This window comes from endosymbiont of Riftia pachyptila (vent Ph05), from assembly GCF_000224455.1.
GTDB classification, from domain to species: Bacteria; Pseudomonadota; Gammaproteobacteria; order Chromatiales; family Chromatiaceae; genus Endoriftia; species Endoriftia persephonae.
Window position 1 is genome coordinate 1 of record NZ_AFOC01000056.1, and the last position, 23476, is coordinate 23476.

At 60.0% G+C, this 23476-nt stretch carries 17 protein-coding genes and 3 pseudogenes; 9 read left to right on the forward strand and 11 right to left on the reverse strand.

Annotation, left to right across the window (positions count from 1 at the left end; all coding sequences use genetic code 11):
• The coding region (locus RIFP1SYM_RS09870; RefSeq protein WP_050798747.1) for a DUF3549 family protein at positions 1 to 780 on the forward strand (780 nt) is incomplete at its 5' end.
• Positions 781 to 878: 98 nt separating this feature from the next.
• Here the strand turns inward: RIFP1SYM_RS09870 and soxB are convergent.
• The 4 genes and pseudogenes from soxB to RIFP1SYM_RS09890 form a co-directional block, all read right to left on the reverse strand.
• Positions 879 to 2656 (reverse strand): annotated as a pseudogene (gene soxB, locus RIFP1SYM_RS09875) (thiosulfohydrolase SoxB).
• 333 nt (positions 2657 to 2989) lie between these two features.
• A complete protein-coding gene (locus RIFP1SYM_RS09880; protein WP_006474790.1) occupies positions 2990 to 3604 on the reverse strand; it encodes a response regulator transcription factor in 615 nt (204 codons plus the stop codon).
• Positions 3605 to 3608: 4 nt separating this feature from the next.
• A complete protein-coding gene (locus RIFP1SYM_RS09885; RefSeq protein WP_006474791.1) occupies positions 3609 to 5672 on the reverse strand; it encodes a PhnD/SsuA/transferrin family substrate-binding protein in 2064 nt (687 codons plus the stop codon).
• Positions 5673 to 5921: 249 nt separating this feature from the next.
• A complete protein-coding gene (locus RIFP1SYM_RS09890) occupies positions 5922 to 6596 on the reverse strand; it encodes a hypothetical protein (protein WP_006474792.1) in 675 nt (224 codons plus the stop codon).
• 487 nt (positions 6597 to 7083) lie between these two features.
• On the opposite strand from RIFP1SYM_RS09890, the gene RIFP1SYM_RS09895 reads away from it, so the two are divergent.
• Positions 7084 to 9384: a Tex family protein gene (locus tag RIFP1SYM_RS09895; protein WP_039960231.1), complete on the forward strand. Its 2301-nt coding sequence runs from the start codon at positions 7084 to 7086 to the stop codon at positions 9382 to 9384.
• On the opposite strand, the pseudogene RIFP1SYM_RS09900 reads toward RIFP1SYM_RS09895, so the two are convergent.
• The 5 genes and pseudogenes from RIFP1SYM_RS09900 to RIFP1SYM_RS18090 form a co-directional block, all read right to left on the reverse strand.
• A pseudogene (locus RIFP1SYM_RS09900) lies at positions 9385 to 11149 on the reverse strand (SLC13 family permease). It abuts the gene before it with no gap.
• Positions 11150 to 11256: 107 nt separating this feature from the next.
• Positions 11257 to 12099 carry a deoxyribonuclease IV gene (nfo, locus tag RIFP1SYM_RS09905; RefSeq protein WP_039960232.1) on the reverse strand — a complete coding sequence of 281 codons (843 nt, stop codon included), beginning with the start codon at positions 12097 to 12099 and terminating at the stop codon, positions 11257 to 11259.
• Positions 12100 to 12270: 171 nt separating this feature from the next.
• On the reverse strand, positions 12271 to 14046 hold the full coding sequence (locus tag RIFP1SYM_RS09910) for a PAS domain S-box protein (RefSeq protein ID WP_005963264.1): 1776 nt from the start codon (positions 14044 to 14046) through the stop codon (positions 12271 to 12273).
• A gap of 3 nt (positions 14047 to 14049) precedes the next feature.
• Complete coding sequence (locus RIFP1SYM_RS09915) at positions 14050 to 14595, reverse strand: heme NO-binding domain-containing protein (RefSeq protein WP_006474797.1); 546 nt, start codon at positions 14593 to 14595, stop codon at positions 14050 to 14052.
• 64 nt (positions 14596 to 14659) lie between these two features.
• Positions 14660 to 14812 (reverse strand): hypothetical protein, encoded by a 153-nt coding sequence (locus tag RIFP1SYM_RS18090; RefSeq protein ID WP_005963268.1) that lies wholly within the window; start codon positions 14810 to 14812, stop codon positions 14660 to 14662.
• Between the two features lie 141 nt (positions 14813 to 14953).
• Here RIFP1SYM_RS18090 and cysZ point away from each other — a divergent pair, with 141 nt between their 5' ends.
• The 4 genes from cysZ to RIFP1SYM_RS09935 all read left to right on the forward strand — a co-directional run bounded on the left by cysZ (position 14954) and on the right by RIFP1SYM_RS09935 (position 19209).
• The gene (cysZ, locus tag RIFP1SYM_RS09920) at positions 14954 to 15694 is read left to right on the forward strand and encodes a sulfate transporter CysZ (protein WP_039960234.1); all 741 of its coding nucleotides are present in this window, start codon (positions 14954 to 14956) and stop codon (positions 15692 to 15694) included.
• A 24-nt stretch (positions 15695 to 15718) separates the two neighbouring features.
• Positions 15719 to 16675, forward strand: coding sequence for a DUF3616 domain-containing protein (locus tag RIFP1SYM_RS09925; protein WP_005963272.1), 957 nt, complete (start codon positions 15719 to 15721; stop codon positions 16673 to 16675).
• A 185-nt stretch (positions 16676 to 16860) separates the two neighbouring features.
• Positions 16861 to 17799 (forward strand): hypothetical protein, encoded by a 939-nt coding sequence (locus RIFP1SYM_RS09930; RefSeq protein ID WP_005963274.1) that lies wholly within the window; start codon positions 16861 to 16863, stop codon positions 17797 to 17799.
• 231 nt (positions 17800 to 18030) lie between these two features.
• Positions 18031 to 19209, forward strand: a complete 1179-nt coding sequence (locus tag RIFP1SYM_RS09935; protein ID WP_005963276.1) for a hypothetical protein — start codon at positions 18031 to 18033, stop codon at positions 19207 to 19209.
• Between the two features lie 44 nt (positions 19210 to 19253).
• On the opposite strand, the gene msrB is transcribed toward RIFP1SYM_RS09935, so the two are convergent.
• Positions 19254 to 19658 (reverse strand): peptide-methionine (R)-S-oxide reductase MsrB, encoded by a 405-nt coding sequence (msrB, locus tag RIFP1SYM_RS09940; RefSeq protein WP_006474801.1) that lies wholly within the window; start codon positions 19656 to 19658, stop codon positions 19254 to 19256.
• A gap of 103 nt (positions 19659 to 19761) precedes the next feature.
• Positions 19762 to 20205, reverse strand: coding sequence for an Hsp20/alpha crystallin family protein (locus tag RIFP1SYM_RS09945; protein WP_005963280.1), 444 nt, complete (start codon positions 20203 to 20205; stop codon positions 19762 to 19764).
• A gap of 199 nt (positions 20206 to 20404) precedes the next feature.
• On the opposite strand from RIFP1SYM_RS09945, the pseudogene RIFP1SYM_RS09950 reads away from it, so the two are divergent.
• The 3 genes and pseudogenes from RIFP1SYM_RS09950 to nei all read left to right on the forward strand — a co-directional run bounded on the left by RIFP1SYM_RS09950 (position 20405) and on the right by nei (position 23236).
• Positions 20405 to 21590, forward strand: a pseudogene (locus RIFP1SYM_RS09950) (pyridoxal-phosphate-dependent aminotransferase family protein).
• The gene (locus tag RIFP1SYM_RS09955; RefSeq protein WP_005963286.1) at positions 21587 to 22405 is read left to right on the forward strand and encodes a sulfurtransferase; all 819 of its coding nucleotides are present in this window, start codon (positions 21587 to 21589) and stop codon (positions 22403 to 22405) included. The pseudogene RIFP1SYM_RS09950 and the gene RIFP1SYM_RS09955 overlap by 4 nt, the downstream one beginning before the upstream one ends.
• A 6-nt stretch (positions 22406 to 22411) precedes the next feature.
• Positions 22412 to 23236, forward strand: coding sequence for an endonuclease VIII (nei, locus tag RIFP1SYM_RS09960; RefSeq protein ID WP_005963288.1), 825 nt, complete (start codon positions 22412 to 22414; stop codon positions 23234 to 23236).
• Positions 23237 to 23476: the final 240 nt, after the last annotated feature.

The following is a 23476-nucleotide window of genomic DNA, read 5'->3' on the forward strand; positions in this document are numbered from 1 at the left end:
CTGCTGGAGGTCACCGACCGCAATCTGCAGGCAGCGGAGAAGGGGGAGCAGCTGCAGGCCGCACTGCAGGACAACCCCTACGCCTTCACCCCAAAACAGGAGCGGCTCGCGGTGTTTCACGCCAAGGTGAACCGGCTGTTGAATCGCCCGCCCTCACGCTTTTATGCGCATGCCAGATCCTACTTCTGCGGTGAGATCGGCTGGGACCAGTGGCCCTTCCTCGGTTACCAGGGGATTGCCGATCTGGGTGCCAGATTCGATCTTGAAGATACAAGCCAACAGCTGGCAGCCGCTATCCCACAGCTCCCCGGCGCGCCACTCGAGGCACTCTGCCACTGTCTGGAGAACGAAAGGGTGACGGACGAGATCGCGACAGCCCTGCTGGAGCGGATGGAGTCGGCGTTGAATGAAGAGGAGATCGACCTCCAACTGATTACGGCGGCGATCCGTGGCAGCTCCCAGGCGCGTTCCCCGGAGATCCGACAGCGACTGATCGAACGGGTACTGCAGGCCCCCTGCGCGACACACAGCGAGATCCTTGCTGCAATCGCCGGGCGCGCCTGGGAGGGCCTGCAGGAGACCGCTATCTGCCGTCTGTTTCTCGAACGTCTGGCAGAGAATCAGGAGGGACAGGCGTTGTTCAATCAACTACTCAGTGATCTGATGTTTCTGCCCGACACCCGCCCGCAGGTTCTCGCTGGGGTCAGGGATCCGGCACGCTCAGAGCAGCTGAGCCGCGCGTTTGGCGCCCTCCTGCAAGGCGTGCAAACGACGCCTTAAGAAGCAAAAAAGGCGCAGAGAGTATTCCCTCTCTGCGCCATATCCATCAATCTGCAGCGCACCGGGAGTGGGCCTGCCCGGCGGGCCGCAATGCCTGATCAGGCACCCCGATATTCAGCAATGCCCGGATTGTTATCGACTCCAACCAGCTTGGGGGTGTTGAGCTTCTTGATCCTGATCGTCTTCTGGTCACGCAGGTAGTCGGCCACCACATCCCAGATCGGCCGACCCGGCGACTTGGAACCGACTGTCGCCCAGCCGCGACCACGTAATTCTTGCCCGCCTCGATCTTACTGCCGTCGTTGAGGCGCATGTCGGTAATACGCTTACCAAACCCCTGACCGGGATCGCAAGTGTAGTCGAGTCCACCCACCCGCACCATGTCACCGCCCTGCTGATAGTAGGGGTCCTTGTTGAAGAGGTTGTCGCTGACATCCTCCAGAATATTCTTGATGTCAGCACCACTCATCTCGCGGCGGTAGGTCTCGGGGTAGGTGATGCAGGTCTGATCCATCACGTTGTCCATGATGATCTTCTGACCCGGCAGCACAGTGGTACCCCAGCGAAAGCCTGGGGAGAGGGAGATCTGCGCATCATTGACCGTGGTCAGGGCGTCGCAGATCACCTGATCGAAGGTGCCGTTGAAGTTGCCGCGACGGTAGAGAGTCTCCTCCGCCACCGCCAACTCCTCATCCAGGGTCTCTTTATAGGGGGCGCGCACGCCGTCGATGTAGGCCTGCATCTCTTTGTCCGCCGGCAGCAGATTGGAGAAGATCGGCAGCAGACGGTAACGAAAATCGCGTACCTTGCCGCCGCGCACATCGAGGTCCATCACTCCGAGGAACTTGCCGTTGGAACCGGCGTTGGTGACCAAGGTCTTGCCGCCAGCATTCTTGACGATGGTCGGGGCCGGCATGCCGTCGTGAGTATGACCGCCGAAGATCACGTCGATGCCACTGACTCGGGAGGCCATCTTCAGGTCAACGTCCATGCCGTTGTGCGAGAGCACTATCACCACATCGGGCTTTTCGTTCTCGCGCACCGCGTCGACCACCGTCTGCATGCGCTCATCCTGGATGCCGAAGGTCCAGTCGGGGATGAAGCGGCCCGGGTTGGCGATCGGAGTGTAGGGGAAGGCCTGACCGATCACCGCGACCCGGGCACCAGCCACGACCTTCATTACGTAGGGCTTGAAGGCGAGCCCCTCGTCCTCATTGAAGCCGTCGAAGTCGGCAAACTTGTAGTCGAACAAAGCGTCATCCTTCACCCCGACGTTCTGCGCCACGAAGTCACCATTGAAGTCGGCAATGTTGGAGATTACCTCGTTATCCAGATAGGTGAACTCCCAGTGGCCGGTCATCACATCCACACCGAGGCGGTTGCAGGCGCCAACCATGTCTTTACCGCGGGTCCAGTAGGCGGTGCCGGACCCCTGCCAGGTATCACCACCGTCGAGCAGCAGGCTGTTGCCGGGACCGCGCTCGGTGCGCAGACGGTCCACCAGGGTCTTGAGATGGGCGAAGCCGCCAATCTTGCCGAATTTGCCGGCAGCCGAATCGAAGTTGAGATAGCTGAAGGCGTGGGCCTCGATACCGCCCGGCGCGATACCAAAGTGTTTCAACAACTTATCACCCACCAGATGCGGTGCCTTGTTGAAGGCGTAGCCGAGGCCGAGGTTGACGTTGGGCTCGCGAAAATAGATCGGGTTGAGCTGGGCGTGGGTATCGGTGAAATGCAGCAGCGAGACGTTGCCAAACTTCGGCACCTCATAGAGATCCGTCGGCTGACGCATCGCGGCAAAGATCGAAGCAGGCATCATGCCGGCCGCACCAGCCATACCCATCAGGCGTAGAAACTCACGTCGTGAAATGCTCATTCTTCCTCATCCTCCTAGACGACAGGCTGGTCGAGTCTGCCGCCGATGGCTGGTTCTAGGGTTTGTTGCAGCACTCTCTGCAAAATTGCCAGCAATGGAGTGCCTATTGTTCTGTGTTGCTGCTGGCCACCGGAAAGGCCATCAGTAAAAGGGGAAGGCTGGTCGGAAAACTGCGGGATGCCTGTTCGCTATCCAAAACCAACAGTCCACCGACCAGCCTCCAGGAGGTTCCCCAAACGCTTGTTCCGGGCAGTTATCGGGGAGTCAGTATTATCTAACCGATTGTCTTTTAATGAAAATCCCAGCATACAACGGTTTGTGTAAGGGTTTTCCTTAACCCTGCTCCAGGGAAAGCATCATGCGCATCAGATGCGACAGGCTATCTGCCTCCATCTTCTCCATCACCCGTGCCCGGTGCGCCTCCACGGTGGAGAGCGTGATGCCCAGTTCCTGGGAGATATTCTTGTTGCGCCGGCCGGCAATCACCAGGTTGAGTACCTCGCGCTCGCGCGGCGTCAGCTGATTGAAACGCTCACGGATATCGGAGAGCCGCGAGGCCTCGCCGCGCTGTTTGGCGTCCATTTGGATCGCCCGGTGCACACTGTCAAGCAGCACTTGGTCGTTAAACGGTTTCTCGATGAAATCGATCGCGCCGGCCTTCACCGCCCGCACCGCCATCGGCACATCGCCATGACCAGTGATGAAGATGATCGGCGGATGGATCGGTTCGCCATTGAGCTGCTCCTGCAGTTCGATGCCGCTCATTCCAGGCATGCGGATATCGGCCACCAGACAACCGGGCCGGGAGGCGTCAAACGCCTGCAGAAACTCCAGCGCAGAGGCATAACAGGCCACTGTGAGCCCCACCGACTGCATCAGCAGTTGCAGCGCATTACGTACCTCTTCGTCGTCATCAACGATAAAAATTGTAGGGGAATTCTGTTCCATAATTTCAGGTTGTAGCTGAGACCGGCAGGGTAAATATAAAGCAGGCCCCACCCTGGGGCAGATTCTGTGCGCTGAGTCTACCACCATGCGCCTCGACGATCCCGTGACTGATAGAGAGCCCCAGCCCCATGCCACCCGACTTACTGGTGACAAAGGGAGCGAACAGCGTTTCGATCATTTCGAGCTTGATACCCGGCCCGGTATCACTGACCCGCACCTGCACCGAAGCCACGCCATTGGCCTCGGTGGTAATCACCAACTGACGCTCCGTTTCGTCCCCGGCCATCGACTCGATAGCGTTGCGCGCCAGGTTCAAAATCACCTGTTCCACCTGAATCCGCTGCACCCTCATCTGCGGTGGATTCGGCATCAGCTCCAGCCGTACCGCCACATCCGCCCGCCGTGCTTCCGGCTGGATCAACACCGCCACTGCATCCACCAGGGTATTGATATCGACCCGGGAGCGCTCCAGCGGCTCTTTGCGCACAAAACGTCGGAGCTGCCGAATGATCGCTCCGGCACGCTCCGCCTGGGAGGCGATACGCTCCATCACATCGGCACAGGCCTGCTGCCCCTCCTTACCGGATTCGAGTAGACGAATGCTGGCATGGGCGTTGGTGGCGATGGCAGTCAGCGGCTGATTCAACTCATGGGCGATACCCGACGCCATCTCACCCATGGTGCTGAAACGTGCCACCCGGGCGAGTTCGTTCTGGTGCTGACGCGCCTCATCCTCTGCCTGTTTACGTTTGGTGATATCACGGAACACCACCACCGAACCGAGGGTCCGCTCCGACTCATCCTTCACCGGGGTGCAACTGTACTCCACCGGAATACTGTGCCCAGCCTTGTGCCAGAAGGCATCGTCAGAGACGAAGCGGGGCTGGTTGTCACGAAAGGTCTGGTAGACCGGGCAATTCTCCGCCGGATGAGGGGTGCCATCCGGACGGGTGTGGTGCAGAATCTCATGCTGGTTTAGGCCAATCAGATCCTCCGCCGACCAGCCGGTAATCGCCTCCGCGGCGCGGCTGAAAAAGGTGCAGTTGCCGTGCAGGTCGACACCGTAGATGCCATCGGCCACCGAGTCGAGGATCAGCTCATGCTGCTGCTCCAGACGGCTTTTGGCGCGCTGCAGCTCCCGATTCAGGCGCAGTACCCAGAGGGTCATCAACGCCATAAAGATCAGGAAGATCAACCCGCTCAGCAACCAGTACCAATAGCGTTTGATGGCATCCAGGAGGGTAAACTGAGCGGGCTTCTCAAACGGGCGCAGATGCAGCTCCTTCAGCAACTCACGTACCCGCTGGTAGTCGAGAGGAATGGTCCAGCCGGAGTAACGTCCCTGAATCGCTGCCGGATGGTTCTGCGGCATGTTGAGCAGGGCCACCGCCACCCGCTGCGCCAGTGCGTTGGAGGTATGCGCTACCTTACTGAAGGGCCACTCGGGATAGAGCCGGGTGCTGTGGGCGAAGGGAAACTCCGGATCCGACTGGGGGTTGATAATGCGAAACTCATCCAGGTCGATCATGCCTGCGCTGGCCATGCGTTCCAGGATGTCGGTACGCACCGTACCCACATCCACCTCAGCGCCGCGCACCGCCATCACCACCCGGTCGTGAATGCCGGCAAAGCGCAACTCGGAGAGATCATTGATATCGATCCCCTGGGCCCGCATCTCGCGCCAGGCCATCTGGAAGCCACCCAGCGAGGTTGCATCCACCGCCATCAGTGAGTGACCTGGCAGGTCTTCCAGGCTGTTGATCCGCGGATTGTCGGCTCGGGTGAAAATCACCCCCCCAAAGATGTTGTAGGGCACATCACTGCGCCGGTTGTTCAGGGTGGCAATGCGTGAGACGCGAAACTGCACCTCCAGATTGACGTAGATGCCGGAGTTGACCAGCACAAAATCGACCTTGCCCTCCACCACCGCCGGCTCCACCTCAGCGAAGTCGAGCGGCATGATGATGAAGTGATGGTCAGCAATCTGACTGGTCAGATACTCCGCAGTGGGCGACCATTTGTCGAGGGTGAACTGATCGCCGCGATGGCTAAGTACACCGATGCGCACCAACTTCCCTCCATCCGCCAAGGCAGATAGAGGAGAGACAAGCACTGCCAATAGACACAACCAGAGATAGCGGCAATGAAACATTGCCTGAAGACTAGGGGATTGCTGAGGCCAAAACAAGCATCCTAACTAGCCCCCCGGGGAGAGTTACCCGGGGCGCAGCAACCCATTTTGGCCGAAAAAACTCGTTAGTTCTTTTCCTGAAAATTGAAGTTACGTCATCCAAGCAAGAACGGGGTTCGTCAATACTCAATGATTGGGAGAGTGGAGAAAACGTCCAAACAACCCCTTACCGCGCTTCTGTCCCGGCCGGTGTACCCTGTCGGCACCTCCTCCAGTCTCACGCTCGAGCTTGTCTACCGCCAGGCGCTCACGCAAATTGACCAGGGTCGAGTCGGAGATGTCGAGACTGTGCAGCTTGTCATGGCGGCGCAACACATAGTTGCCGAGATTATCGAGCCACTCATCATCGATTCGCTCTGGTCCGTAAGTGTAGCGACGGATGCCGAACTTCTCGAAGTTCGAGGTAAGCATCTCGATCTCATACTGCTCAGGAGCGATCTGGAACATAAACACCACTTCCACCTTGGGCGTGACCTGGAAGTTGACGCCACTCAGACGTTGTTCTGCATCCCGGATCGGCCACTCGCTGAACTGCATGTGGTGAGAGTGCAGAAAACCCCGGGTCTCATCGGCTAGCCCCTTGGGGCTAACCGAAAATGACATCTCCTGAGCTGCCACGCAGCTGAATTTCAGTCGAATCCGGCGCGGATTGGTCACGCTGTCCGCATTCACCAGATAGTTCCCCTGACGCAGCCTTTTAACCTGCCCCAGCCCGGGAATTCGGTAATTGGCCCGCACATCGGGAGCAACCAACTTGAGCTGACTAGTCAAATCGTTCAGGTAGGCCAGAAGCTTGAGCATCCGCGGCCGAAGTTCTTTGTGGTAATGTGCTTCCCAAGGGGAGTGGGATGCGGCTTGTTCGGAAGTACTTGAGTTGAGCCTTGTGGCCTCATGTTTCAATTCATCGAGCAGAGACATTGTGATTTTTCTCTATTGCAAACGGGCGAACCCGACTCGTAATCACGCTGGTGAACAACCATAGCAAACTGGCCGCCACCCCCAACGAGACGTTTCCTTACTAGACATTGTCATCCAACACACGCGTCAACTCTGATCGTTAATGAGCCGCTGAATGATCTGAGCGAAGCAGAATGGGTTTCAGAATTCATCGATTTGAGGCTCTGATCGCACGTAATAGCAGGCTATTGCGAAGATCAGCAACGACAAAGCGCGGATTCTAGATCCAATATGCAAGTTCACGATTCGTTCAGAGGCTCCTTAACAAGCTTTTCACTCCCCGTCCGGCGAGGTAGAGTTGCGCGCTTTCCACTCCCGCGTGTCTGACAATATGAATACCATCTTTCGCCGTATAGCCACTGAGTTAAAGGTCACAGTTCAGCGGGTTGATGCCGCCATTAAACTCCTAGACGAAGGCGCTACCGTGCCGTTCATCGCACGCTACCGCAAAGAGGCCACCGGTGGACTTGACGACATCCAGCTGCGTCATCTGGAAGAGCGACTCGGTTATCTGCGGGAGCTGGAAGATCGTCGAGAAACCATCCTTAAGAGCATAAGCGAGCAAGAAAAACTCACCCCGGAGCTGGAACAGGAGATCAGGGCGGCAGAGACCAAGACCCGCCTGGAGGATCTCTACCTTCCCTACAAGCCGAAACGGCGCACCAAGGCGCAGATTGCCCGCGAGGCCGGCCTGGAGCCCCTCGCTCTAGGGCTGCTGCAAGACCCGAATCTCGATCCCGAAGCGACCGCCGCCGACTATATCGATGCCGACAAGGGCGTGGTCGACAGCAAGGCGGCGTTGGACGGCGCACGCCAGATCCTGATAGAGCGCTGTGCCGAAGATGCGACATTGATTGGCCGGCTGCGTGAACAGATGCAGAATAACGGCATACTCAGCTCCCAGGTGGTCAGCGGCAAACAGCAGGAGGGGAAGAAATTCTCCGACTACTTCGACTACGCGGAGGCGATCGGCAAGATCCCCTCCCACCGCGCCCTGGCGCTATTCCGCGGCCGCAACGAGGGGGTGCTCAACCTGCATCTCGGCAGCGGCGAGGCAGAGGGCGAACCAAGCATCTGCGAAAGCATCATCGCCGCCTCCCAGGGCATCGCCCAGCAGGGGCGCGCCGCCGATGCCTGGCTCACCGAGACTGTGCGCTGGGCCTGGCGGATCAAGCTCTCCCTGAAGCTGGAACTGGAGCTGCTCGCGCAGCTGCGCGAGCGCGCCGAGGAGGAGGCAATCCGGGTCTTCGCCAGCAACCTACACGACCTGCTGCTGGCCGCTCCCGCCGGCCCCAAGGCGACCATCGGCCTCGATCCTGGGCTGCGCACCGGGGTCAAAGTGGCGATGATCGACACCACCGGCAAGGTGGTGGCCACCGACACCATCTACCCACATGCGCCGAAAAAGCAGTGGGATCGATCAATTGCCACTCTGGCAGCGATGGCCAAACAATATTCGGCAGAGCTGGTGGCGATCGGCAACGGCACAGCTTCCCGAGAGACCGACAAACTGACCGCTGAACTGATCAAAAAACATCCGGAACTGAAGCTGCAGAAGCTGATGGTGAGCGAGGCCGGCGCCTCGGTCTACTCCGCTTCCGAGCTCGCCTCCAAAGAGATGCCGGAGCTGGATGTCTCGCTACGTGGCGCAGTCTCCATCGCCCGCCGCCTGCAGGATCCGTTGGCCGAGCTGGTGAAGATCGAACCCAAAGCGATCGGCGTCGGCCAGTACCAGCACGACGTCAACCAGAGCCGCCTCTCCCGCTCCCTGCATGCGGTGGTGGAGGATTGCGTCAACGCTGTCGGGGTCGACCTCAATACCGCCTCGGCGCCGCTGCTGAGCCAGGTCTCCGGCCTAAGTCCAACGCTGGCGGAGAACATCGTACAGTTTCGCAACCAACACGGTGCCTTTAGCGAGCGCAAGACACTGCTGAAGGTATCCCGCCTCGGCCCCAAGGCGTTCGAGCAGGCGGCAGGCTTTCTGCGGGTGATGAACGGCAGCAATCCCCTCGACAACTCGGCGGTGCATCCTGAGGCCTATCCGGTCGTCAAGCGCATCCTGGAGCAGACCAAGCTGCCGGTGACCTCACTAATCGGCAACCATGAGGCACTGAAGCAGCTGCAACCGGCCGACTTCACCGACGAGCGCTTCGGCCTGCCGACAGTGACCGACATCATCGGTGAACTGGAGAAACCCGGCCGCGACCCACGTCCCGAATTCAAGACCGCTAGCTTCAAAGAGGGAGTGGAAACCCTCAACGACCTGCAGCCCGATATGGTGCTGGAAGGAGTGATTACCAACGTCACCAATTTCGGTGCTTTCGTCGACATCGGCGTGCATCAAGACGGCCTGGTGCACATCTCCCAGCTCGCCGACCGCTTTGTTAAAGACCCACGGGAGGTCGTCAAGGCGGGAGATCTGGTGAAGGTCAAGGTGATGGAGGTGGACCTGGAACGCAAGCGGGTCGGCTTGAGCATGCGGCTGCAGGAACGGGCCGAGCGGGAGCCGCGTCGGGATGGGCGGCAAAAGGCCCCGGCCAACGCCCCGCGCCGCACAAAGCGTGACAACCAACCGCAACCGCAGGCAGGGGGCGCGATAGCTGCAGCCTTCACCAAGGCACGCAAAAAGTAATCAGAACGGCCACACCAGCGGCACCAGCAAGAGCGTCACCAGCCCCACCAACAGGGTCAGCGGCAATCCGATCCGCAGGAAGTCCTGAAAGCGATAGCCGCCGGCATTGTAGACCATCAGGTTGGTCTGATAGCCGATCGGGGTGGCGAAGGAGGCGGAGGCCGCCACCATGATGGTAATGGCAAACGGCAGCAGGCTCACCCCCAACTGCTGGGCCGCCGCCAGGGCAATGGGGAACATCAGCACCGCCGCCACATTGTTGGTGGCCAGGGCGGTCAACAGGGCGGTGACCCCAAACACCAGCGCCAGTGCCAGCCAGGGCTCGCCACCCGCCAGCCCCATCAGCCCCTGGGCGACAAACAGCGCCGCGCCGCTCTGCTGCAGCGCCGCACCGATACCGAAGGAGGTGGCGATCACCACCAGCACCTGCCAGTCGGGGGAACGCCGGGCCACTTGGCCGCGGGTGCAACGGGTCAGGATCATCAGCCCCGCCGCCAGCAGCGCCCCCTTCAACATGCTGAGCCAGCCCAACCCCACCAGCAGTACCATCAACAGCACAATCCCCAGGGCGAGCGGGGCGCGCTCATGTTGCAGCGGGTGCGACTCCCCCACCGGGCTGATCAACAGCCAATCCTGGGCATTGCGCTGCTGTTCCAGAAACGAGGGGCGCGCCTCCAGCAACAGGGTATCCCCCGCCTGCAGCCGCTGATCGCCGAGCTTGCCGTCAAGCCGCTCACCATTGCGCGCCAGGGCGATAATCACCGCATTGTAGCGATTGCGGAAGCGTCCCTCGCGCACCGTACGCCCCACCAGAGGGTGCCGGCTGGAGACCACCGCCTCGATGAAGCGGCGCTCCGGGCGCTCATCATTGAGCTTGAAGAGCTGGTTGGTAGCGGGCAGCAGGCCGTGGATCCGCTGCAGATCCACCACCGAATCCCGTGCCCCGACAAACAGCAGACGATCACCCGCCTGCAGCCGCTCTTTCGACGAGACCGCCGGCAGTACGCCTCCCTCCCGTTCAATCTCCGCCAGGAACAGCCCCGGCAGCTGTCGCAGCCCCGCCTCGTCGATCGATCGACCTGGCAGCGGCGAGTCGACCTCGACCTGCATCTCCACCGTGTAGGCGCGCACATCGGCAAACTCCTCCATCACCGAGCTGCGGTTGGGCAGCAGCCAGCCCCCCATCAGCAGCACAAACAGCAACACCGCCAGGCTCACCGGCAGACCGATCCAGAGCAGATCAAACAGCGCCAGGCCGCTGCCGGACTGCTCCAGCATCAGACCGTTCACCAGCAGATTGGTACTGCTGCCGATCAGGGTGCAGGTGCCACCGGCGATGCTGGCGAAGCTGAGCGGAATCAATAGTCTGGAGAGCGCAGGCGATGACGACGTGCCCACTCCTGCAGCGCCGGAATGAACACCGCCACCACCGGGGTATTGTTGAGAAAGGCGCTGAGGCCCGCCACCGGCAGCATCAGCCGCCACTGGGCATGGCGGATGGAGCGGGGCCGGCCCAGCAGGGTCTGGCCGATCCAGCCCACTGCGCCGGTCTCGTCAGGCCGCTGACCACCACGTAGAGCACCGCTACCGTCAGCATCCCTTGGTTGGCAAAGCCCGCCAGCGCCTGCTCGGGGCTAACCACACCGGCGAGCAACAACACGGTCAACGCGGCACTGGTGATCAGGTCGGGAGAGACCCGGGTGAACGCCATCATGCCAAAGCAGAAGAGCACGCTGGCGAGACTGAAGAGGGCTTCCCAACCCATGATCACCTATCTGCAATCTATCGTTTACAAAAGGGCCTGTGATAATCGCCTCCACAAAAGGCGATCAACCCTAAGCATAGATGCAGAGCGGGAAGCAGAAACCCCAATCAGGCAATCAGCCCATAGAGGGCCTGGATCTCCTCCGCCCAGAGGGTATCGTCGATGGTCTCCAGCACCATCGGAATATCATCGAAGCGCGGGTCGTTCATGATGTAACGGAAGCACTCCCAGCCGATCTTGCCTTGCCCCAGGCTGTGGTGGCGATCGACCCGCTGGCCCAGTTCCGGCTTGCTGTCATTGAGGTGCATGCCGCACAGGTAATCAAAACCGACGATGCGCTCGAACTCGGCGAAGGTCTGCTCACAGGCCTCGGCGCTGCGCAGATCGTAGCCGGCGACGAAGCTGTGGCAGGTATCGAGGCAGACCCCAACCCGGGACTTATCCTCCACCCTGTCGATGATCTGCGCCAGATGCTCAAAGCGGTAACCCAGGGTGGAGCCCTGGCCGGCGGTATTTTCAATCACCGCCGTCACCCCATCAGTCTGCGCCAGGGCGATATTGATCGACTCGGCGACCCGCTCCAGGCTCGCCGGCTCGTCGATCTTGCGCAGGGTCGCACCTGGGTGGAAGTTGAGTAGCTTGAGGCCAAGCTGCTGACAACGCTGTATCTCATCGATAAAGGCGTTGCGCGACTTCTCCAGCCCCTCCGGCTCCGGGTGGCCCAGGTTGATCAGGTAGCTGTCGTGGGGTAGCACCTGCGCCGGATTGATACCGACCTGCTGCAGGTTCTGCTGAAAACTCTCGATCACCTCATCAGTCAGCGGCTTGGCACGCCACTGGCGTTGGTTCTTGGTGAACAGGGCAAACGCCCTGGCGCCGATCTTCCCAGCATTCAACGGGGCATTCTGCACACCGCCAGAGGCACTCACATGGGCACCGACATATTTCATCTTTGATCCTGCTCTCTGCTGCAAAAATGGCCGCGCATTCTAACCATAAAAGTGTGAGAAAGCCTTAAGGAGCCTCTTCTACTTTGTTAGATTCACCTGGAGCCAGGGTTGGTGGAGCGATCCGTGGGTATCTGCGGCAGGAATGCCGCAGCCAAACCCACAAGGATGGGTTCACGGCGCATCGCTTGTCTGTCCAGTTTCACCATCGATGGGCAGACGAATGATGAAGGTGGTGCCTTCCCCTACGCTGGAATCCACCTCTATGGTTCCATTGTGTTTATCCACCACCGCGGAGTAGGTGATCGACAAGCCCTGGCCCGTTCCTTTACCCACCCCCTTGGTCGTGAAAAAGGGGTCGAATATGCGTGGCAGTATCTCTTCCGGGATGCCCCCTCCATTATCATTGATACTGATCTCGGCATAATCGCCCCTCTTGCGGGTGGCGATCTGGATGATCCCTTTCTCATCTGGGCATTCCTTGCGCCTATCGGCGATGGCGTGGGCAGCGTTGACGATAATGTTCAGGATGGCCTGGTTGATCTCCCCGGGAAGGCAGCGGACCGCAGGAAGCTCAGGATCAAACACGGTCTCCAGCTCGGCATGGTATTTCCACTCATTGCGAGACACATCGATAGTGCTCTGAATGGCGCTATTGAGGTCTACAAAAGTCTTCTCCTCTACGCCGGGATGAGAGAACTCCTTCATCGCCCGCACAATCTTGGTGACGCGTTCAAGCCCGCCCAGGGTCTGCTCAACCGCCAGGGGGATCTCCTCTTTCAGGTAATCGATTTCGATCGTCTCAGCCTGCGCAGCGGCCTCGGCAGCCAGCTGCGCCGCTAGCGGGTCACCGCTAGTCAGTGCTGCGATGCTGCGCTCCTGCAGGGAGACGAGTTTGATGATGTCCGCATAGGCATCCTGCAAAAAACGGGTGTTGTCGCTGGCATACTGGGTCGGGGTATTGATCTCATGGGCGATGCCGGCGGCGAGCTGGCCGATGGCCTCCAACTTCTGGGCGTTGTGCAGTTGGATCTCCATCTTCTGCCGCTCCCGTTCGGCCTCTATACGTTCCGTGATGTCACGGAAGGAGATGACTGCTCCCACTATTCTCTCTTCTTCCCATATCGGTCGGCTGACGTATTCCACTGGAAGGGATGTGCCGTCCTTGCACCAGAACAGATCTTCCAGGATAGTGTTTCCCTTGCCTTCCCGGAACGTCGTGTAGATGGGGCATTCTTCAGCGAGGTGGCGTGAGCCGTTGTTGTGGGTATGGTGCATCAGCTCGTGACTGTGCTGCCCGATCAGCTCCTGCTGGCTCCATCCCAGCATCTTGCTGGCCGCGGAGTTGATAAAGGTAAAATTTCCCTCGCAGTCTACGCCAAAGATTCCCTCAACCACCGTTTCCAGGATCAGCTGGATCTGCCGATTGGTCATTTCCAGTCTCTTCTCCGCCTGTTTTCGTTCCGTAATGTCACGTACAACGGCGATGACGATTCGCTCGGTTCCAGGGTGAGCGATACTGGCCGTCAATTCGGCCGGAAACACCGATCCGTCCTTCCTGCGCCCCTGCGTCTCATGACTCAGGCTCAGGAGCGGTTCGGTTTTCTCCAAATCGGACTTGGCGAAAGGGCAGTTCAGAAGCTCTTCGGGCAACAGTGTGTTTATGCACTTTCCGGAGATCTCGTCCGGCGTGTAACCGAACATCGATTGCGCCGCCCGGTTGAGAAACTGCACTGCACCGCCTTCATCGGTGGTGATAACCCCCTCGGCGGCCGCCTCCAGGATGGAGCGACTCCACTCCTCCTTGTGCGTCAGGCTAGCCGCCAGCTCAACCAATTCGTTATTCATCTGGAAGAGTTCTAGGCTCTTCTCCTCCAGCAGGCGCTCCGCCTCATGGCGGGCCTTGCGCTCACGCTGCCAGCGGTGTTCCAGACGAGTCAGTTCATCCATTCGCTACACCTGGCGGGTCAGCAGAAAACGGATGGAGGTTCCCTCTTCCACCAGCAGCTCTTCCCGTTCAATGGAGAGGGTATCGCCGAAGTGGGCGGCGCATCCCTCAATCAGCCCGTGCGCCAGATCCCCCAGCGGCCGCTTTGAGTAATAGATCAGTTCCAGTTGGTTTGCCGACGGGGAGCAGTGCTCGAAGGTCGGCAGCTCGGCATCTGGGTAGAGTTTTCTCACCTCGACATGAATGTAATTCTCAATCAGCTGTAAAAATTCCAAGCTTGAGTCGATTCCTTCCAGGAACTGGGGATAGGCGCCAGCCAAGATGCCAAACAGGTGACAGCCAAAGGAACGAACCAGGTCCGGAACTGGTGTGCCGGATTTTTCGCTCAACGCGGTCACCAGTTGCAGCATCTCCCTATGATCGTAGGTGCCCACCGAGGTATATGCCCCCCCTGACGGGAGATCGGAGGATTCGATGATGTCATCTGCCATCTCCGGCGAAAAACGCTCCTCTACGAACTCGATGAACTTGGAAAATACAATGCCCTTCATGCGCGGTCTCCTTATTGGCACTTACTGCCATATCTGGCGTCATCCGCCATTAGTGAGCCTCTGATCAAGTCATGAACTCGTATTTTGCGCCCAGAATATCCAGCTTCTGCATGGCAAATCTCGGCAACGGCTCCATGCGTTGCTCTATCTCCTGCATCCATGCCGTCGTTCGCAATAGCCAGCTATTACGTGCGATTTGCGCCTTGAATCTGAACATTCTGAATCACAATCGACTTCATCCAGACTTTATCAGAGGCTCCTTAAGGACATTCGGCACAACTGACGGGAAGTTTACATGCACACGGCAGAAACCGTCGCATTTGCTACCATAGGCGTTTTCAATCGAAGATCCTCAACCATGGCAAACAATCCCCTCTCCGGCGCCGGCTATCTGCTTCGCGGCCTCAGTCTGATCAGCAAACCGGGGCTGCGCCCGTTTGTGCTGATCCCGCTGCTGGTCAACATCCTGGTCTTCAGCCTGCTGATCTGGTTCGGCATCGACCAGTTCGAGCTATTGATGGAGCGCTTTTTGCCGGCGGAGGATAGCTGGCTCTTCTGGCTACGCTGGCTGCTTTGGCCGCTGTTTGCCATCACCCTGGTGCTGGTAGTCTTCTACACCTTCACGGTGATCGCCAACCTGATAGCCGCCCCCTTCAACGGGCTGCTCGCGGAAAAGGTGGAGCGTTTCATCGGCGGCGAGCTGCCCCAGGAGCCCGGTGGCATCGGCCAGGTGATGAAGGATATCCTCCCCTCCATCGCCTCCGAGCTGCGCAAGATGGGCTACTTTCTGCTGCGCGCGATTCCACTGCTAATCCTGTTTCTGATCCCAGTGATCAACATTGCTGCGCCATTCCTGTGGATCGCCTTCACCTCCTGGTTTCTGGCACTGGAGTATGGCGACTATCCAATGGCCAACCACGGCCTGCGTTTTAAACAGCAGCATCGCCGCCTCAAGCAGGCGCGCTTTACCTCGCTGGCGTTTGGCGGCAGCCTGACCCTGCTGATGATGGTGCCGATCCTCAACTTTGTCGCGATGCCGGCGGCGGTAGCGGGAGCCACCCTGCTCTGGTCCGAACGGCTCAAGCAGCTCTCTGACTGACCCCGTATCAGAGGTGCATCCGGCATGTTCAATATCGCGGTCAATCAGCTCAAGTCGCCGGCGGACATCAGCGCCATCGGGCGTCATCAAGGGCTGCTGCTGATCGGCTCCGATGAGGCCAGCGGCGAGCGACGCAACGAAAATTATCTGCAGCTGTTTCGTGCCGATGGCCAGGGCCACTATCAGCTGGCCCGCAATATCCTGCTGTATAAGGGTTCCAGGAAAAAGGGCCGGGAGCTGGACATCGAAGGCATCGCCTCCGATGGTGAATCGATCTATGTGATCGGCTCCCACTCGCTGAAACGCAAGCAACTCAACCCGGCCAAAAGCCATAAAAAGAACCTGAAGCGACTGCATGGAAAGTCGATCATCCATGAAAAGAGTCGCGACCAGCTGTTCCGGCTACGCATCAACAGCCAGGGTGATATTGAATCGAAGCAGCGTATCAGCCTCAGAAAACTGCTGCGGCGGGACCCAGTGCTGCAGCCATTCAGCGCCATTCCCGGCAAAGAGAACGGTGTCGACATCGAGGGAATCGCAGTGCACGATGGCTGGCTTTACGCCGCCTTCCGCGGGCCGGTGTTGCGCGACGGGCTGGTGCCGATCCTGCGGTTTCGTTTCGATGATCCGAAATCAGACTATGAACTGCGCTTCATCACTCTGGGCGGCCTCGGCTGCCGCGAGATCACCCGGGTCAGCGACGGCTTCCTGATCCTTGCCGGTCCCAATGGCAAGGGACCAGGGGATTACCGGATCTTCCACTGGGATGGCAGAGACACGCTGCCAGGCGCCGATCGACCGCAGAGTGGACAGGGAAAGATCCGCCTGCTGCACAAGCTCGAACCGCCTGCCGGCGGCAAGGCCGAGGGCCTGGCTCTGCTCGATGAGAGTGAGCAGGATTACCACCTGCTGGTCGCCTTCGATGGGATCAGCCACGCGAATATCCACTCACTTGTCATCCCGAAAAACCTATCGACTTAGACCCCGCACTCACCAACCTGTATACCCCTGCGCTGAAATAGACTTCTGTCGTAACGCAGCTGCTCCATCACAATCCTCACTCAATCCCGGCTTCAGGTTTTCTCCAACGCGCCGATGTCTCAATCAGTTCGGGTCCACGAACTGAAGATGGGAAAGATGTTCTTGTTTGCCAATGGAGACGACAAATGAACCAGTTTTTACATCGATATGGTGCGTTGTTTACCCTCTCAACGCCTCTGATACTCACAGCCTGTGGCGGTGGCGGGAGCACAGAGACCACCACCAGCGAAGCAATTTCCGGCCTTCAACTGCCGGAACGAGTGGACGTGGTGGCCGCTGAATCGAGCAGCGCCCGATCTGCCGCCGCGCGCTTCGCCGGTCGCGGCGAGCTTGGCCTGAGATTTGACGATGCCGGCAGTGACTACGCCAACGCCAGTACCGATATCCATACCTACCACCCGGCCATCGAGCCGGTGAATACCGCCAACGAGATCCTCTGCTTCATCTCGCAGATGCGCGCCGACCAGTTTGTGGACCAAGGGGCCTACATCGCCCTGGTGGATGATGATGAATGCTCCCAGGGTGAATCGGGCGCCAGCAGCCAGAATCAGTCCAGCGGGCAAAATGCTACCAACTACACCGAGGTGATTATCGATTCAACTCGCGCCTCCAATGAGGACCCGATGATCGTCAACGTCTGGATCCCGGAGATGGAGGGCCCAGGCAACAGCAGCATGCTGATCAAGGCCCGTGCCGAGGTCACCGCCGAGCCCAGCGCTACCAACCCGATGGGTGAGTTTCAGCTCACCTGGCAGATGATAGACTCATCAGGCACCAGCTTCGGTAGCGGCGAGATATCTACCGCCGGAGTGAGCAGCGGGCTCAACGGCTTCACCTTCTTCGAGTCGATGGAGGATGACTTTGGCTTCGGGCCGATGCAGATCGAACACGCCGCCTCGGTGGAGATGCAGGGCGAGACCACCGGCCAGGCGATCACCCGCACCACCATGACCCCCGATCCCGGCGGCGAAAACGCCACCTACCGCCTCAGCTACGATGCCGACTTCATCATCGGCAGCCAAGACAGCCAAAAGCCTAACCCCACAGGTCTGCCTCGACCGTAACAACATCGACGAAACAGTCTGGAGCTACGATCTGTTCGACTACACAAGCGGCGCCACGCTCAGCCTCAATTCGGGGCTCTCCTTCACCTACGATGGCAAGTACGGCCATGTGGTTATTGGGGCCTCTGGTATGAGGATGAATCGGCCAATCTGGATGGCGCGACCGTCTCTGTATTCGACTACAGCAGCGACACCCAGACCGATTATACCCTGCAGCAGACCCCCGGCCGGTTGATTCGCAACGAGGTCAAGAGTCTGGCCATCAGCGCCCTGGATGGCATCCAGTTCGAGTTCCACGACGAGCAAAACCCACTGCCAAACAATGCCGATGGCGCCTGGCTGGTGGAGTATTTCACCGTCAGCGATGGGGTAGCCAGCGACGGCTTCTACCGCACCGGCTACCAGATCTGGCAGCAGGACGCACCGCCCGTTGTCAGCAACCTCGATACACCAGTTTTAGTCAGCTTCTCGCCTGGACAGAACACCCTGCATATGTGGTCGAGTCAGCTCGGCGGCAGCGTACGCTTTGTGCAGGGCGACAACGAGATCACCTATGACGAGCAGACCATCATGAACGGCAGCGAGACCGGCGCCGGCGAACTCTTCGCCTCTGGCGGCAGCGCCACCCTCTACTGCCTCGACCGCTGTCTGGTGCCGGGTTCACCGATGAGCACCAGCAACCCCAACTCGGTGGCCGAGGCGGTGGCCTACAGCATCAACAACGACAGCAGCGCTGCCAACTTCCTCACCCTGGTCCACAATGCCTCCGGCAACCCGGTGGACGGTACCGACCCAGCCAACCTGCCCGCCGGCAGCGAGTGGGGTATCGACACCGGCGCGATGCTCACCGACATCTCAGCACTGGCCAACGTCTGGGATGTCTACGAGCTACCGGAAGGCTCGGTCTACTACACCTGGGAGACCGGCCCCAACAATTGGAACCGCACCACCACGGTGTTTGACTCACTCGGTGTCGTGCAGAGCTTCGACAAGCCGATCGAGTTCACCTACACCCACAGCGACGCCAATGACCGCAGCGGCAGCGCGGTGCACGACACCACCGACTACGCGGGTCAGACCTTCCGCCTCAACTATGGTGGCAGCGGCGATTTCTGGGGTATTCCGGAGGAATCGCTCGACACCGATGGCGACGGCAACCCGGACCGCTGGACACGGGCCTTTGCCATCGCCGACGGGGTACAGATGGGACCAAACGGCACCGAATATGCGATCAAGGCGCGGGATGTGGAGCAGACCTTCGTCGAGGTCGATATCAGCAACTGCAGCGCGCTCAGCCTGACCGAGCCTGCCACCGCCCTGCCAAGTACAGTCAGCGGAACGCTCAACGACCTGCCGGTACCGACAGTGACTTCAGCACCCAAGGTAATCGGCGGCGAGATCCAAGAGTAACCACCATCGCCCTCCCCTCAGCAACGGCCCTTCGGGGCCGTTTTTTATGGCGGTGACTCAGGCTTGAAGTCGAGGGAAACCGAGTTGATGCAGTAGCGCAACCCGGTGGGAGGCGGGCCGTCGGAGAAGACGTGGCCCAAGTGCGCATCGCAGTGGCCACACAGCACCTCCACCCGCAGCATGCCATGGCTGTTATCCGCATGCTCCGTCACCGCATCCGCAGAGACCGGCTGAAAATAGCTCGGCCAGCCGCTGCCGGAATCAAACTTGGCAGAGGCGTCGAACAGCTCATTGCCGCAGCAACTGCAGCTGTAAACACCCGCTTCATGATGATTGTAGAATTTGCCGGTAAAGGGCGCCTCCGTCCCCTGACAACGGCAGACCCGATACTGCTCCGGGCTCAGCTGTTGCTGCCAGTCGGCATCCGATTTTGCGATCTTCTCTGACACCTTCAACTCCTCCCGGCCAGGCTTTTGAGGTTCAACCCACCATAGACAAACGCCGCCCGACAGAAAACCACCAATCAGGGTGGCTTTCTGTCAGCGCGGCGTGTCAGTGAGTGATTTTGATCCGGCGTGGCTGCGCCTCCGCCTTCTTGGCGATCACGATCTCCAGCACCCCATGCTCTGAGGCCGCACTGATCGTCGACTCATCAGCCGTCTCCGGCAGTTTGAAGCTGCGGCTGAAGCTGCCTGCAACCCGCTCGCGCCGAGTGTAACTGGCCGCCTCGTCTTCCACCTTGCGCAGGCTGCGCTCTCCGGAAACCGTCAGAATCCCCTTCTCGACCTGGATCTCCAGCGTGTTGGGATCGACACCGGGCAGATCCATGCTCAGGACAAAGCGTTCCTGCTGTTCGAGGATATCCACCGACGGCTGCCAACGGGATACCGTCCCGGCGGTAGCAACCTGTGCCCGCTTGTGCTCCGCGGCCAAGCGCTCCATCTCGCGGGTCATCTGATTGAGCATGGCAAGAGGCTGATAGTGCATGTAAGTCATCGTCGCATCTCCTGGATGGTGTAATTCACTGATGTGTCCAAAATTGGGTCCCGCCCGTTTTTTTCAAGGCGCGCCCAGATGCCTCTTAACCACGCCGGCAACAGGGGAGTGATCCCTTGCAGCGACACAAAACGCGCACATATACTCGGCCGCCATAGACTCAACCCCTTTTCCATTGACTTCACCAGGCATCCACACCATGGCCATACCCGCTTTCACCCCCCCCGTACGTACCCTGATGGGCCCCGGCCCCTCCGATGTGCACCCGCGCATCCTGGAGGCGATGTCGCGCCCCACCATCGGTCATCTTGACCCGCTCTTCATCGAGATGATGGAACAGACCAAGAGCATGCTGCAGTACGCCTTCCAGACCGAAAACCCCCTCACCATGCCGGTCTCCGCCCCCGGTTCCGCCGGCATGGAGACCTGCTTCGCCAACCTGGTGGAGCCTGGTGACAAGGTGATCGTCTGCCAGAACGGCGTATTCGGCGGTCGCATGAAAGAGAACGTGGAGCGCTGCGGCGGCACCCCGGTGATGATCGAGGATGAGTGGGGCCGGGCAGTCGACCCGCAGAAGCTAGAGGATGCACTGAAGGCCAATCCGGATGCGAAGATCGTCGCCTTCGTGCACGCTGAGACCTCCACCGGCGCCCAGTCAGACGCCGCCGAGCTGGTCGCCCTAGCCCACCAACACGACTGCCTAACCATCGTCGACGCCGTCACCTCGCTGGGCGGCACCCCGGTGAAGGTGGACGAATGGGATATAGACGCCATCTACTCCGGCACCCAGAAGTGCCTCTCCTGCACCCCCGGCCTCTCCCCAATCAGCTTTAACGAGCGCGCCTTGGAGAAAGTACGCAACCGCCAGAGCACCGTGCAAAGCTGGTTCCTCGACCTAAACCTGGTGATGGGCTACTGGGGCAGCGGCGACCAAACGTGCCTACCACCACACCGCACCGATCAACGCCCTCTACGGCCTACATGAGGCACTGCGCATTCTCGAAGCGGAGGGTCTGGAGAACGCCTGGGCACGCCATCGCAGAATGCACAACGCCCTCAAGGCAGGGCTGGAGGCGATGGGGCTCTCATTCGTGGTCGATGAAGCTCACCGGCTGCCACAACTGAACGCCGTCACCATCCCCGAGGGGGTGGACGACGCCGCAGTGCGCAACCGCCTGCTCAACGAGTTCAATCTGGAGATCGGCGCCGGGCTCGGCGCGCTGGCCGGCAAAGTCTGGCGCATCGGCCTGATGGGCCACGCCGCCCGAGCCGAGAACGTGCTCCTCTGCGTCAGCGCCCTAGAGGCGGTGCTCAACGAAAGAGGCGCACCGATCAACAGCGGCGTCGCACTCTCTGCAGTACAGAAAGTGCTGGCAGCCCGATGAACGCCATCGACCTGCCCCTGGTCTGCGAACCGGACCAGCTCGAACCGCAGCTCAGCAGCGAGGGGCTGCTGATAGTCGCGGTCTGCAAGGAGACTACCTACCGGCAAATGCACATCCCCGGCGCGATCCATCTGCAGTACGGGCGGTTCGTCGCCGGACGCAAGCCAACCTTCGGGCTGCTGCCGGAAACGGCCCAGCTGGAACAGGTTTTCAGCGCCCACGGCATCGGCAACCAGACCCATGTGGTGGCCTACGACGACGAGGGGGGTGGCAACGCCTCACGCCTACTCTGGACCTTGGCAGCGATGGGACACGAACGATTCTCCCTGCTCAACGGTGGTCTGCACGCCTGGAGCAACGAGCAACACCCGGTTGAGCAAAATCCGGTCACACCGCCCTCCGCCCTGTTTAAAGCCACCACCACCCCCGAAGTGGTAGCAGAGGCCGACTACATCAGCAGCCGCCTGGGCAACCCAGACCTCGCCCTGTGGGACGCCCGCAACAGCGACGAGTACAGCGGCCGCAAACGCTTCTCCCAGTTTGGCGGCCACATCCCGGGAGCCGCCAACCTGGACTGGCTGGAGCTGATGGACCGCAGCCGCAACCTGCGTCTCAGACCGGAGAGTGAGCTACGGAGCATGCTGGAGGGCCTCGGCATCAGCAGCGACAAGGAGGTAGTCACTTACTGCCAGACCCACCACCGCTCCTCGCTCGCTTGGCTGGTACTGAAACATCTGGGCTATAAGCAGGCGAAAGGCTATCCCGGCTCTTGGTCCGACTGGGGCAACCGGGACGACCTGCCGATCGAAAGCTGACCCGGCATGCCAGAGGGACCAGAGATCCGCCGCGCCGCCGATGCCGTTGAGTCGATACTCAAGGGCCGAATCGCCAGTGAGGTCTGGTTCAGCCTGCCCCGCCTGCAACCATTCGCTGCCACACTGACAGGGCAACGTGTGCTGCGTATCGACACCCACGGCAAGGCGATGCTGACCCGCTTCGACAACGGCCTGACCCTCTACAGCCACAACCAGCTCTATGGCCGCTGGCACTGTGTGCGGCGCGGCGAGCGCCCTGAGACCCGCCGCCAGCTGCGCCTGCGCATCTCCACCGAAAGTCACGACGCGCTGCTCTACAGCGCCTCGGAGATCGACGTACTCAACGACCAGGAACTGCTCAGTCACCCGTTTCTCAGCCGGCTGGGGCCCGATCTGCTGGACCCCACACTCGACGTCAAAACCGTGCTGGCGCGGCTCGAATCCCGCCAGTTCCGCAACCGCCGCCTGGGCAGCATTCTCACCGACCAGGGCTTTCTCGCCGGCATCGGCAACTATCTGCGCTGTGAGATCCTATTCCACGCCGCTCTGCACCCAACCAGCAAACCCAGTCAGTGCCGCCCCGAACAACTCGCCCGGCTGGCAGCGGCGATCATCCACCTACCTCGCCAATCTTATGAGACCGGCGGTATTACTAACGACCTCGAGCGGGCAGAGCAGCTGATGGCAGCCGGCAGCAACTTCGAGAGCGCCCGTTTCCAGCTCTTCCGCCGCGAGGGCCTGGCCTGCTACCGTTGCTCTAGCCGCATCATCAAAATCAACCAGGGTGGGCAGCCCTGCTACCTCTGCCCCAACTGCCAGACCGCAGTCTGAATCATCACATCCGAGCCGGTTTGGATTAAACTGCCCCGACCCAGTTAAACATCCACCAGCCGATGCCAAAACGTCCAAGTTCCAAACAACGCCGCTTTGTCTTCCTTACCCTGAGCCTGATCGTCTTCGGCATGGCCTACTACACCGGCAACCGCTACTCCGACAACACCCTGCCGGCGATCGCCGGGGTGCTACTGCGACCGCCCCATCCACTGCCTGAGTTTCAGCTCTCCAGCCGCG